This window comes from Neobacillus piezotolerans (assembly GCF_003362805.1).
Taxonomy (GTDB): domain Bacteria; phylum Bacillota; class Bacilli; order Bacillales; family Cytobacillaceae; genus Bacillus_D; species Bacillus_D piezotolerans.
In genome coordinates, this window is record NZ_QNQT01000002.1 from 533,975 (window position 1) to 546,323 (window position 12,349).

General features: G+C 43.8%; 13 protein-coding genes and 1 other RNA gene. 10 read left to right on the plus strand and 4 right to left on the minus strand.

Translation table 11 applies throughout. The annotated features are described in order from the left end of the window. The first annotated feature begins 256 nt into the window (after positions 1-256). From DRW41_RS07590 to DRW41_RS07625, 8 genes are all read left to right on the plus strand, one after another. Positions 257-1,174, plus strand: coding sequence for a DUF7916 family protein (locus tag DRW41_RS07590; protein WP_115451637.1), 918 nt, complete (start codon positions 257-259; stop codon positions 1,172-1,174). Positions 1,175-1,337: 163 nt separating this feature from the next. Further along, positions 1,338-1,571 (plus strand): preprotein translocase subunit SecG, encoded by a 234-nt coding sequence (gene secG, locus DRW41_RS07595; RefSeq protein ID WP_115451366.1) that lies wholly within the window; start codon positions 1,338-1,340, stop codon positions 1,569-1,571. A 110-nt stretch (positions 1,572-1,681) separates the two neighbouring features. Then, positions 1,682-2,098 (plus strand): NUDIX hydrolase, encoded by a 417-nt coding sequence (locus DRW41_RS07600; protein WP_115451367.1) that lies wholly within the window; start codon positions 1,682-1,684, stop codon positions 2,096-2,098. 226 nt (positions 2,099-2,324) lie between these two features. Next, entirely contained in the window at positions 2,325-3,071 is a 747-nt protein-coding gene (locus tag DRW41_RS07605) for an alpha/beta hydrolase (RefSeq protein WP_115451638.1), read from the plus strand. A 30-nt stretch (positions 3,072-3,101) separates the two neighbouring features. After that, positions 3,102-5,501 (plus strand): ribonuclease R, encoded by a 2,400-nt coding sequence (rnr, locus tag DRW41_RS07610; RefSeq protein ID WP_115451368.1) that lies wholly within the window; start codon positions 3,102-3,104, stop codon positions 5,499-5,501. A gap of 148 nt (positions 5,502-5,649) precedes the next feature. Continuing rightward, a complete protein-coding gene (smpB, locus tag DRW41_RS07615; RefSeq protein WP_115451369.1) occupies positions 5,650-6,117 on the plus strand; it encodes an SsrA-binding protein SmpB in 468 nt (155 codons plus the stop codon). A gap of 162 nt (positions 6,118-6,279) precedes the next feature. Next, positions 6,280-6,615: a transfer-messenger RNA gene (gene ssrA, locus DRW41_RS07620) on the plus strand. 335 nt (positions 6,616-6,950) lie between these two features. Further along, the gene (locus tag DRW41_RS07625) at positions 6,951-7,331 is read left to right on the plus strand and encodes a hypothetical protein (RefSeq protein ID WP_181884459.1); all 381 of its coding nucleotides are present in this window, start codon (positions 6,951-6,953) and stop codon (positions 7,329-7,331) included. A 671-nt stretch (positions 7,332-8,002) separates the two neighbouring features. Here DRW41_RS07625 and DRW41_RS07630 read toward each other — a convergent pair. The 4 genes from DRW41_RS07630 to DRW41_RS07645 all read right to left on the minus strand — a co-directional run bounded on the left by DRW41_RS07630 (position 8,003) and on the right by DRW41_RS07645 (position 11,311). Next, complete coding sequence (locus DRW41_RS07630; protein WP_115451370.1) at positions 8,003-9,331, minus strand: glycoside hydrolase family 18 protein; 1,329 nt, start codon at positions 9,329-9,331, stop codon at positions 8,003-8,005. 139 nt (positions 9,332-9,470) lie between these two features. Further along, positions 9,471-9,908, minus strand: coding sequence for a threonine/serine exporter family protein (locus DRW41_RS07635; RefSeq protein ID WP_115451371.1), 438 nt, complete (start codon positions 9,906-9,908; stop codon positions 9,471-9,473). A 12-nt stretch (positions 9,909-9,920) separates the two neighbouring features. Continuing rightward, positions 9,921-10,676, minus strand: a complete 756-nt coding sequence (locus tag DRW41_RS07640; RefSeq protein WP_115451372.1) for a threonine/serine exporter family protein — start codon at positions 10,674-10,676, stop codon at positions 9,921-9,923. Between the two features lie 374 nt (positions 10,677-11,050). Beyond that, a complete protein-coding gene (locus DRW41_RS07645) occupies positions 11,051-11,311 on the minus strand; it encodes a winged helix-turn-helix transcriptional regulator (RefSeq protein ID WP_115451373.1) in 261 nt (86 codons plus the stop codon). A gap of 158 nt (positions 11,312-11,469) precedes the next feature. Between DRW41_RS07645 and spxA the strand changes: the two genes are divergently transcribed. After that, positions 11,470-11,874 (plus strand): transcriptional regulator SpxA, encoded by a 405-nt coding sequence (spxA, locus tag DRW41_RS07650; protein ID WP_115451374.1) that lies wholly within the window; start codon positions 11,470-11,472, stop codon positions 11,872-11,874. 20 nt (positions 11,875-11,894) lie between these two features. Further along, a complete protein-coding gene (locus DRW41_RS07655) occupies positions 11,895-12,329 on the plus strand; it encodes a MarR family winged helix-turn-helix transcriptional regulator (protein ID WP_342771985.1) in 435 nt (144 codons plus the stop codon). The last annotated feature ends 20 nt before the right edge of the window (positions 12,330-12,349 follow it).

Consider the following 12,349-nt stretch of genomic DNA (forward strand, 5'->3'; position numbering starts at 1 on the left):
TTTTTCGTTCCCTGTGGAAAAATTAGCCTGGTTGGCGTTTTAAGAAAAGGACACTGTTTAAGAAGACAGTTTGGAAGGGATTTCTATTAGAAACTGTTTTCATCAGGTTTATGAAGACAGTTTGGAGATGGATTTTCATTTGTAAGTGTCGTCATCGGATTTTATGAAGACAGTTTTGAACTAGATTTTTAACTGGAGGTGATTTCCGGCCAATTTGGAAGCACCTCCAAAAAAATTCCCTTGGGAGGTAGCCGTATTGAAACGTATTCTTGATTGCACTGCGTCCGATTTTGCGAAAATGACCGGGCAAGATATAAAAAAGTCGATCCTCGCCTCGGAAGGGAGGACGATTTTAGCAGAGGTCATCGGGTCGTTCACCCCGCTATATCCGGCTGTCACGAATGCCGAAATGGTGTCGGCCTTTGGCGCGGACCTGGTCCTGCTGAACTTCTTTGATGTTTTCAATCCTGAAATGCAAGGGATGGCGGCAACTGAACCGGATGACATTGTTCACAGGCTTAAACAGCTTGTTGGCAGGCCTGTCGGATTGAATCTTGAACCGGTCGACCTTTCAGCGGAAAAGCTTGAGGCGCTAACCGAGCTTCCGGAAGGCCGTATCGCCACTGATCGTTCCCTTCGCCGGGCAAAGGAGCTAGGTTTTGATTTTGTATGCCTGACGGGAAATCCGAAAACAGGCGTCTCAAATGCCGAAATTACAAAAGCGATTGCCATCGCTCGCGATGCCTTTGGCCCGGAAGGCTTGATTATTGCCGGAAAAATGCATGGTGCCGGAGTCGCAGGGGAGACTGGCAGCACCTTGATGGGGGAAGAAACGTTGAATGGATTTATTGAGGCGGGTGCCGATATTATCCTTATCCCGTCACCGGGAACCGTTCCAGGGTTTACAACAGAAAAAACAGCCCGCCTCGTCGACCTTGTCCACGAAAAGGACGCCCTTGCCATACTTACGACCGGGACAAGTCAGGAGGGAGCCGACGAAGCGACAATCAGGCAAATTGCCCTTAACAGCAAAATGGCTGGTGCGGACCTTTACCATATCGGTGATGCGGGCGCGAATGGAATCGCGCTGCCGGAAAATATCATGGCTTATTCAATTGTCGTCCGCGGGAAGCGGCATACGTACGTAAGGATGGCCGCTTCGGTAATGCGTTGAGGTCTTGATTCGGCTGCCACGCGTACCCCTATTTGGTGGGACAAAGGCTGAGGCCACTCTCAAGCTACTGTCAAAATCTCCAAGAATCCCGCTATTGTGAAAAACGGGATTATATGTTAAATTAAGAATACTGTGAGTGAACGTCTAACAGGAGGTGGCCTTCATGCATGCATTGTTCGTAACATTATTGGTAATCGTATCGATTGGACTTATTGTCGTTGTATTATTACAATCTGGCCGTAGCGCGGGTCTTTCCGGCGCGATTTCCGGCGGGGCGGAGCAGCTTTTTGGGAAGCAGAAAGCTCGCGGCATCGACCTTATCCTTCACCGGATCACGGTTGTCCTCTCGGTATTGTTCTTTATCCTGACAATTGCCGTAACGTACTTAAAACTTTAATCAAGAAAATTGAGCCCGGCCGCGTGCCGGGTTTTATTTTTGTTTGAAAAAAGGAAGAACCGCTTCAGCCCTCGAATAGTATGTGGGATTGAAATAAAAGGAGCGATCGGATGGTAAAGTGGGCAGGCGCGGCGGGTATATGCATTAATGAAGAAAGCCGTATTTTGATGGTATTGCAGGGAAAACCGGAGGAAACGAAAAAATGGGCGGTCCCCTCTGGAGGCGTTGAGAAAGGGGAAACCTATCGGGAATGCTGCAGGCGTGAGTTCGAGGAAGAAACAGGTTTTTTAGTAGAGGTCCTTGATGAAGTAAAGGTGAAAACAGGAACATATGAAGGATTTTCGGTGGAAGTGCGTTATTTTATTTTAAAAATCATGGGCGGCAGCCGAAAAATTCAGGATCCAGATAACCTTATTTACGATATTGCCTGGAAAACAAAAGAGGATTTGGCCGCATTGGACTTTTCCTTCCCGGAAGACAGGGATTTTTTGCTGAGATACATAGAAAAGGTTTGTAATTTCTCTTAAAAAGGAACTTATCTGATCCGCTTCCTTACTGGTAAAAAATAATTCGCCTTATCTTTGGGCTTAATCGCCCTAATTTTTTAATAATTCGCCCCAAATTTTTCGGGATTCGCCTTTATCTAAAAATTCTGAAAAAACCTCCGCTATGCTGTAAAGGCTTATTTCTGGAATGTGCGTCCTGCCTTTGTTAAAACTAAAGGAAGATGTATACATGAAGGAGATAACAGAAATGAAAGTACAACCACCAAAGCCGTTTACATTTGAAGCCGGGCCGCGCGCGGTGCTTCTGCTGCACGGGTTCACCGGGAACTCCGCCGATGTGCGCATGCTGGGGCGCTTCCTAGAGAAAAAAGGATATACAAGCCATGCGCCGCATTACAAAGGCCATGGGGTGCCGCCGGAAGAACTTTTGAAAACCGGACCCGAGGATTGGTGGCAGGACGTAATGGACGGATATCAATTTTTAAAAGAAAATGGCTATGATGAAATCGCTGTTGCCGGCCTGTCGCTTGGCGGAGTATTCTCGCTGAAACTGGGTTACACTGTGCCTGTAAAGGGTATTATTCCGATGTGCGCCCCGATGGATTTCCGAAGCGAGGAAACCATGTATGAAGGGGTTCTTCACTATGCCCGCGAATACAAGGAGCATGAAGGGAAAACGCCTGAAGAGGTCAACGAGGAAATGGAAGAATTCAAGAAAACACCAATGACTACGCTAAAAGCGCTTCAGGAACTGATCACGGATGTCCGGAACCATGTCGACCTCATTTACGCTCCGCTGTTCGTCGTCCAGGCGCGCCATGACGGGATGATTAACCCAAACAGCGCCAATATTATCTACAGCGAAGCAGAGTCGATTGACAAGAAAATCAAGTGGTACGAGGAATCTGGGCACGTCATCACCCTCGATAAAGAGAAAGAACAGCTCCATGAGGATGTTTATGCGTTTCTAGAAGGCCTGGATTGGAAAGAATAATAAGAAACACCCTGTAAGGGAGGGATTAGCTTGGAAGATAATATTCAAGCACATATAGACAAGCTTTTGCAATATATGAGGGATGAAGCCTACAAGCCGCTGACTGTCCAGGAGCTTGAGGAAGCGTTCGGGATAGAGGATTCGGCCGATTTCAAGGAATTCGTCAAGGCCCTCGTCCAGATGGAGGAAAAGGGGCTTGTCGTACGGACACGTTCGAACCGCTACGGCCTTCCGCAAAAAATGAATTTGATTCGCGGCAAGGTTGCCGGCCATGCAAAGGGCTTCGCGTTTGTCATGCCGGAAGAGCCTGGCATGGATGATATTTTCATCCCGCCAAATGAAACGAACAATGCGATGCACGGCGATACAGTCCTGGTGAGGGTATCATCGGAAACCTCAGGCGAGCGAAAGGAAGGGACAATTGTCCGCATTCTTGAGCGCGGGATTACCCAGATGGTTGGTACATATGTCGAGAGCAAGAGCTTCGGCTTCGTCATCCCTGACGAAAAAAAGTTTGCCGGCGACATCTTTATTCCAAAGGCCGCTAACGGGGGCGCAGTCGAAGGCCACAAAGTTGTCGTGAAAATCGTCAGCTATCCGGAAGGCAGGACAAGCGCGGAAGGAGAGGTTATCCAAATCCTCGGCCATAAAAATGACCCGGGTGTTGATATTCTCTCAGTCATATACAAGCATGGGCTCCCGATTGCGTTTCCCGAGGAAGTGCTTGAACAGGCTAACGCGGTGCCGGATGAAATCAGCGAAAGTGATCTAACGGACCGCCGCGATTTGCGCGACCAGGTCATCGTGACCATTGATGGCGCCGATGCGAAGGACCTTGATGATGCCGTCACCGTTACAAAGCTCGATAACGGCAATTACAAGCTCGGCGTCCATATCGCCGACGTCAGCTATTATGTGACCGAGGGCTCGCCGATTGACAGGGAAGCGGAAGAGCGCGGGACGAGTGTGTATCTCGTTGATCGGGTCATTCCAATGATTCCGCACCGTTTATCGAACGGCATCTGTTCCCTTAATCCGAAGGTGAACCGCCTGACGCTTTCGTGCGACATGGAAATTGATTCGAGCGGGCATGTTGTAAGCCATGAAATCTTCCAAAGTGTCATCAAGACAACGGAACGGATGACGTACAGCGACGTGAACAAGATCCTTGTCGACAAGGATGAGGAAACGCGAGGCCGCTATGAAGCGCTCGTTCCGATGTTCGAGCAAATGGAAGAACTTGCGTCTATTTTGCGTAAAAAAAGAATGGACCGCGGTGCGATCGATTTCGACTTTAAGGAATCAAAAGTGCTTGTTGAAGAGGACGGCAAACCGATTGATGTCGTTCTACGCGAGCGCTCTGTCGCCGAGCGTCTGATCGAGGAGTTCATGCTGGCAGCCAACGAAACGATCGCTGAGCATTTTCACTGGATGGATGTACCGTTCATCTACCGGATTCACGAGGACCCGAAGGAAGACAAGCTGCGCCGCTTCTTTGAATTCATCACGAACTTCGGCTATTTTGTCAGGGGGACGGCCAATCAGGTGCACCCGCGCGCCTTACAGGAAATCATCGAAGAAGTGCAGGGCAAGCCGGAGGAAATGGTCGTTTCAACCGTGATGCTGCGTTCCATGCAGCAGGCGAAATATTATCCCGAAAGCCTTGGACACTTCGGACTTTCAACTGAATTCTACACGCATTTCACATCCCCGATCCGCCGTTATCCGGACTTGATTGTCCACCGGCTGATCCGGACATACCTCATAAAAGGAAAGCTGGATGAAGCGACCCGTGAAAAATGGAATGCGAGGCTGCCGGAGATTGCCGAGCATACGTCCAAGATGGAGCGCAGGGCAGTAGATGCCGAGCGGGAAACCGACGAGCTTAAAAAAGCGGAGTATATGGAGGACAAAATCGGCGAGGAATACGACGGCATCATTTCCTCGGTTACAAATTTCGGTATGTTTGTCGAGCTGCCAAACACAATTGAGGGACTTGTCCATGTCAGCTACATGACAGATGACTATTACCGCTATGACGAGCGCCATTTTGCGATGATTGGCGAGCGGACCGGCAATGTGTTCCGGATTGGCGATGAGATCACAGTCCGCGTCATTAATGTCAACAAGGACGAACGGTCGATTGATTTTGAGATTGTCGGCATGAAAGGGACAAGGCGCGAGCGGAGCGGGGAAGGCCGCATTTTCAGGACGAACACTGGTGAAAAGAAACCAACCAAGGGCAAGGACGGCAATCGCCGCGGCGGCTCTAAATCCGACAGCGGCCGCGGTTCCGTAGCCAAAAGCATCGGACGAACAGAGCCTGGTGCTTCGGGTGATGATGATAAGGCCAAAAAGAAAAAGAAACGCAAATTCTACGAAAATGTCCCGAAAAACAAAAGCGTAAAACGGAAAAACAAAAAGAGGTAGAGCGCCGATGTCATAGTGCTCCGGCAATAAGCCATAACGTGTTTCCGCAAAGATGGAGGGCCTCCTTGAGGCTCTCTTTCATTCCCGGGCATTCATTGTGGGAATAGAGAAATTTTGCTACAATTAAGGAACGTTAGGGGGAGTCAGCATGCCTAAAGGTGTAGGAAAAACAGTCGCGCAAAATAAAAAAGCGTACCATGACTATTTTATAGAAGAGACATATGAAGCCGGAATCGTGCTGCAGGGAACCGAAATCAAGTCGATCCGCGCCGGCAAGGTGCAATTGAAGGATTCTTACGCAAGGATCCACAATGGCGAGATGTTCCTGTACAGCGTCCACATATCCCCGTATGAACAAGGGAATCGCTATAACCATGACCCGCTCAGGACACGGAAGCTTCTCTTGCACAAACGGGAAATCATGAAGCTGCTCGGCGAAACGAAGGAAGCAGGCTTCGCGCTCGTTCCGCTGAAGATGTATCTAAAAAACGGCTACGCGAAAGTGCTCATCGGCCTGGCGAAGGGGAAGAAGAAGTACGACAAACGCGAGGACCTAAAGCAGAAGGAAGCAAAGCGCGATATCGAAAGGGCATTCCGTGAACGGCAGAAAATGTAAGATGCGACAGGGAAGCCAAGTCCTTCCTATTGAAAAAATGGCTGTTTGTGATATAATAATAACTGTCGCAGGGTTACTGCGGCGCATAATCTAAGCTCATTCTCTGGGCTTTTCCGACGTCCGGCAATGAAACAATTGCCGCTCATACTACAATGGGGACGCTACGGATTCGACAGGGGTAGTTCGAGCTTAGGTTGCGAGTCGAGGGGATCGGCCTCGTTAAAACGTCAACGCCAATAACTGGCAAAACTAACAACAACCTCGCTTTCGCAGCTTAATACTGCATAGCGGTTCCTCCCTCCATTGCCCATGTGGTAGGGTAAGGGACTCACTCTAAGTGGGCTACGCCGGATTCCACCGTCTGAGGATGAAGGAAGAGAACAACCAGGCTAGCTGACCAAACGCCTGTCGACAGGCAGATGGCTCAGCGAATCGCGAATATGTCGACTACACTCGTAGAAGCCTAAGTGCCGATATCTTTGGACGTGGGTTCGATTAGCAATTAGTCGCCTTGCATAGCAATATGCAAGTGAAAATCTGGCTTTATCGGTGAAACCTAAGTCGCAACATTTGCGATAAGGCAATGCCGAGCGGTATGTGGAGCAATCCAACAGCCGTGTATCGACTTATAGGCTGCCCAAGAGGCAGTACTAGGATGCATAATCTGTCCGGGAACCGGGCAAAACTACATTATGCATAATACGCCAGAGGGCCTTCAGACTGAAGGTTCAAGATATAGTCAGTGCCATTATCGAAAGAATGGAATAGCACGTCCCACCGTCTCCACCAATACATAATTGGTGGTTTTTTCTTTTTATAGGCAAAAATCCGTGATGATCAGTCACAGTTTTTTATTAAAATCTTTGTTTGATAAGATGTTTTTAATGACTTATAACTGGCATTGGCCCGGCGGTCCATCGGGTCTAATTGCTCCTATATTCCCTGTTTTGGATTATGCAGTTTCTGTAGTCCCTAGATCAAAGCTAATGCTTGGTATTCCTCAATATGCATATAATTGGTCAATAACAGGTGCTAAGAAAAAAGGGGTTCCCTTCTCTACCAAAATGCCATTAACTTGTACCATAAACATGAAAGTTAAGTTTATTATGACCAAAGGGCAAAATCACCATGGTTTAGATACCAAGGTGAGGATGGAGCTATACACGAAGTTTGGTTTGAAGATCCAAGAAGTCTCCAAGCCAAGTTCCGTCTAATAAGTTGGGTGGAATGGGGTGTTGGCATTTAGGAACGTCGATGCCCCAAACAGAGGAGTTAATACTAGAGGAATTTAAGCTGCAGAAGTTGGGGACCTAGTGTCTATTAAGGGGTCCAACAACTGAATTCGTAAAAGGAAAAAGGGTCAACTATCCTGGGAACTGAATAGAAGAGGGTTTTTTATAGGAAGGAAACTGTTTACTTAATTGTTTTTTTAGTTTTTGCTTTAGAATTACGGAAACAGAGGGTCATTTAAAAGACCCCTGAGAGTGTCGACAAAAGGCCAGGAGAGGCTACCTCCTGGCCTTTTGTCATTTTTGCGCAAAATTTCTAGGGGTAATCATAAGATGCTTTTCATATTAGCATACACTTCAAGTATCCTTAGACAACTTTCCATGTCCAATTGGCTAGTTTCTTCAAAGTCATTGATGCAAAAATAGCAGTACCAAAATGGACAATTTTTTAGGCCTCGCAAGGTTGTCCACCGAATACCATGCTTTTTTTGTCCTGTCTGCGAAGGCATGCTTAATTTTTTCATTTGCCCTAAATCTGTTTTACTCGCGAAAAAAGCTCCGATTGGTAGCAACATTGAGGTTTTAATTCAGTACTTAAGTCAAGTATAAAATAGGGGGCTGTCCGCTATTTTTCTTGAGAACTTTCTTTAAAAGTGTTATCTAATAATATTAAATTCCTCCAATAACATTTCTTTTGTTTGAGGCATTGTTAGTCCTAAATGCCAACATCCAAATCCACCTAGACCATATTCTCGAACAAGACGGAATTTTAGTAGAAGGCTCCGAGGGTCTTCAAACCAAACTTCGTGAAGTGCTCCGTTTTTGTCTACATAACGGAACCATGGAGCACCCATTTTTTCATCATAATGAACAGCACTTTGATAACCGGTATACAAATCGATTGCATGTTGGGTGGAATAGGCTGTTCCCGATCGACCATCCCCTTTTATTGTCCAATCATAGGCATATTGCGGTATTCCAAGCATTAATTTCGATTTCTTAATGACCGATGAGGCGTATTTTACAGTAGCTTCTACTTCTCCAATGGGTGCAATAGCGCCTGATGGACCACCTGGCCAATGCCAATCATATGTCATTAAAAATAAGCGATCAAGATACTTTCCAAGGGTTTTATAATCATATGCTTTAGAATGGGCTGGTTCCTGATCGCTTTTTTTAGGTGGGACAGCCATCATGACTTCCATTCCTGCCGGATGAAGTTTTTCTGCTAGTTCTTTAATAAATAAATTAAGATTAGCTCGATCGCGGGCTCTTACTTGTTCGAAGTCAATGACAACACCTTTATAGTCGTGACTATCTAATAAGGAATAAATATTATTGATGAATTTTTTCCTTAGCCAAGGGGTACTGATCAATTTATGAGTCAAATCAGGATCAAATCCCTTTTCACTTAAATTAGATAATGTGGCATAAGGAGTCAGATTCTCTTTCCAAGAAATCTTATGTGCCTGGTTTTCCTCTACTTCAATAAGATTTCCTTTTTCATCTGAACGATATTCAAACACGAAAATACCTGAAAGAGTGCTTTTATAGTTATTAAGCATCCAAGTATTTGCGTTCTTATCCTTCGGAACAAAATATGTTCCTGTCCAAACATCTAATTTAGGTGGAGGAGGGATGTTTAATTTTTGGCCAGGGACAATGACGCGGCTTTTTAGGTGATTAAGATCCATTAGTGTCCTTTCACTAATACCATGACGGAAAGCAATTTCCCAAAGACTATCACCAGGATGGACCACATATGTAGAACCGGGTATTAAGATCGCCTGCCCTAGTACAAGTTGAGCATTTTTGGCTAGCCCATTCAGTTTAGCAAGATCATCTTTGTTTACGTTATAATCTTTGGATATCTTCGATAAACTATCCCCATACCTTGTCTCATGAATAACTTGAGCATAAGTGTTAATTGGCAGAGTGCAAATAAATGTAAAAAAGAGGACGCCTAAAAATAGCTTTTTTAACATAATTTTTCTCCTTAGCAGATTTAAAGGTAGTATTAATCTAAAGATTATTTTTTATTATTAGAACTGCTTAACAAATTTCGCCTTTATTCAAGATTGGGGTGGGAATTTTCTTTTTCAATAACTTACTTGCGAAAACCATTTAACTGAATTTTCTCTTTACTTTTAAAATTTGCATGATCGCTTCTGACAAGACGAGTCCGACAGCAATGGCACCTGCTGTCATAATGGCCTTTACGGCAAACTGAATTCCTAAGCTGTAATGGTCTTCAACAAAGTTTCTTGTTGCATCATAGGCTAAGCCGCCAGGCACTAATGGAAGTATGCCTGAAATGCTAAATACAATGACAGGCGTCTTATAAATCTTGGAAAATAGTTGGCTAATAACGCCTATGGAAAAGGAGGCAATTAATGTGGCTTGTACTTTATCAAAATCATGGTTCATCAACGAACTGTGTAAAAGTCTCCCTACCATACCAACAATGCAACATTGCAGGATATTCTTTTCTGGTACATTAAAAATGACAGCAAAGGCACCTGAAACAAAGAAGGTAGCCAATAGTTGTGTAATCATATCCATGTTTTCCTCGATCTAGTTAAAGAGTGAAAAAACAACTGCTACACCCGCCCCAATCGCAAATGCAGTCAAGGATGCCTCTGCACCTTTAGATAAACCAGAAACAAGATGCCCAGCCATTAAATCTCTTACAGCGTTCGTAATCAGAAGGCCGGGTACTAATGGCATAATACTTGCAACAATGATATTTGGAAGGTTTTCTCCAAAACCAATATATTTGAAAAAATAGGACATTAAACCCACAATTAGAGCTGCGAAAAATTCTGTAAAAAATTTTAAATCTACTAAATGATGAATATAACTCACGCATAAAAAACCAGCACCACCGGCAAGGAACGCGGGAAAAAAATCATTCCATTCGCCATTAAAAACGACGATGGAGAAGCCGCTTACGATGGAAGCTGCAAGTATCTTTATATATATAGGATATTTAGGATTTCCTTTTTCGATTTTTCTTAAAGTAGAGTAGGCCTCCGCTGCTGAGATTTCACCGCTGCTAATTTTCCTGGATATACTATTTACGATTATCACTTTATATAAATCCGTAGACCGTTTTGAAATTTGTGCCAATTTGGTTTGTTCAGTTCCACATAATGAAAATACAATTCCAGTCGGTGTCACATAACTGTTCGAGGACCTTATTCCAAAAGAACTTGCAATTCTCATCATTGTATCTTGAACTCGGTATGTCTCTGCTCCGCTTTCCAACATTATTTTCCCAGCAAGTAAACACAATTCTCCTAATTCATGATTATTGATTTTCTTATCCAACTGTAACCCACTCCAAAAAAGATATAAGGATATTGTTATCTTTCAACTTATTTGGGATTATATACATTTAAGAAAAGAATGAGGCGGCGAATAAATAAAAGGCATCGGGAGAAATCATTCCCAATGCCTTTTATCTTTGGCCTCAAATTTTAAATATTGCTGCGCTCCGCTCTAGTTAGGTTTTTTCGCGATCCTTTCGATCTCAACGTCCGCTCCAAGTGGCAGTTTTTCTTGCCATTTTTATTCATCCTAAATATTCGATGTCTATTCTTGATGTGTTTTTTTCAATAACCGGTGAAATATCGGCGTTTTACTTAAAGCCAATTTTCAGCCCATGATTCTAAACCTTTAAGTGCTTTCCCTAATTCGGTTCCTTATCTTGTTAAGGAATATTCAATGCGCACAGGTCGGCTCGTAATGACATGTCGAAGGATAATCCCCGATTCCTCTAATTCTTTCAGGCGTTCATTAAGGACGCGCTTACTTAAATCAGGTATGTAAGCGTGAATTTCACTAAATCGTTTTGGTTCCTCAATAAGTGAACGAATAATAAGTCCTACCCATTTTCTTCCGATTAACTGATAAGAATGTTCTATTTTATCGCATAGTGGTGGTTGGGGTACTTCTTTGCTCAATGTATGTAAGAGTTTGATTAAAGGCGACCCACTTGTTGCAACAGGAAATAAAAATTAGTCTTAGTGATTGACTTATAACCACTTAAGTCATATAATTATCTTGAATTAAAGATATTTTAATTTGAGATATATATATTTATTTTAGGAGTGTGGTACACATGTTGAATTTATATACTTCTCCAAGTTGTACTTCCTGCCGTAAAGCAAAAGCATGGCTGGAGGAGCATCAAATCGATTACGTAGAGAGAAACATTACGAAGCAGCCGCTGACGATTGAAGAAATAAAAGAAATCCTCCGCCTAACTTATGAAGGAACCGAAGAAATAATTTCGGTTAACTCTAAAACGTTTAGGAAACTTAACATAGATTTGGAATCACTTAAACTACACGAGTTATATCAAATTATAACTGAAAACCCGTCTATGCTAAGGCGGCCAATTATCAAGGATGAAAAAAGAATGAACATTGGATTTAACGAAGAAGAAATACGCAGTTTCTTGCCTCGAAATTTAAGGAATTTCATTTTTGACGAGCCTCATCAAATGGCTGACCATACGCATTGAAACTTTTAGGAGGATAGGAGGTGAGTACAGTGAATAGACGATTCCCTAATGAACCGTTTATTGTATTAATGAAAACTGCAAAAGGAATTCATGAAAAAATAAGAGAACAAATGCTCAAGAGCAATTTAAATGTAACGGAATTTTCAGTGCTGGAAGTGCTATACCAAAAAGGTACACTGACAATCCAGCAAATTTGCCAGAATGTCTTAATTTCAAGTGGTTCAATGACGTACGTTATAGATAAATTAGAAAAGCGAGGTCTCTTAAAAAGGAGTGCTTGCCCTAATGACCGCAGGGCGATACATGTTTCAATAACTGATGAAGGGCTTAACATCATGGACATGATTATGCCTAAGTATCTGGACATGGTTGATGGTCTATTCGAAGTCTTGAACCCAGAAGAGGCAGAAACATTTTTGAAACTTTTAAAGAAAGTAAATAATACAGTTGAATAATATGCTTTTAAAAAATATCT

What these genes read in the sequence shown, in the direction of transcription:
- DRW41_RS07630 (WP_115451370.1), bottom strand. Translation starts at nt 9,331, where the DNA reads ATGTTAAAAAAGCTATTTTTAGGCGTCCTCTTTTTTACATTTATTTGC.
- DRW41_RS07605 (WP_115451638.1), top strand. Translation starts at nt 2,325, where the DNA reads ATGAAAGTACAACCACCAAAGCCGTTTACATTTGAAGCCGGGCCGCGC.
- DRW41_RS07600 (WP_115451367.1), top strand. Translation starts at nt 1,682, where the DNA reads ATGGTAAAGTGGGCAGGCGCGGCGGGTATATGCATTAATGAAGAAAGC.
- secG (WP_115451366.1), top strand. Translation starts at nt 1,338, where the DNA reads ATGCATGCATTGTTCGTAACATTATTGGTAATCGTATCGATTGGACTT.
- spxA (WP_115451374.1), top strand. Translation starts at nt 11,470, where the DNA reads ATGTTGAATTTATATACTTCTCCAAGTTGTACTTCCTGCCGTAAAGCA.
- DRW41_RS07635 (WP_115451371.1), bottom strand. Translation starts at nt 9,908, where the DNA reads ATGGATATGATTACACAACTATTGGCTACCTTCTTTGTTTCAGGTGCC.
- DRW41_RS07625 (WP_181884459.1), top strand. Translation starts at nt 6,951, where the DNA reads ATGATCAGTCACAGTTTTTTATTAAAATCTTTGTTTGATAAGATGTTT.
- smpB (WP_115451369.1), top strand. Translation starts at nt 5,650, where the DNA reads ATGCCTAAAGGTGTAGGAAAAACAGTCGCGCAAAATAAAAAAGCGTAC.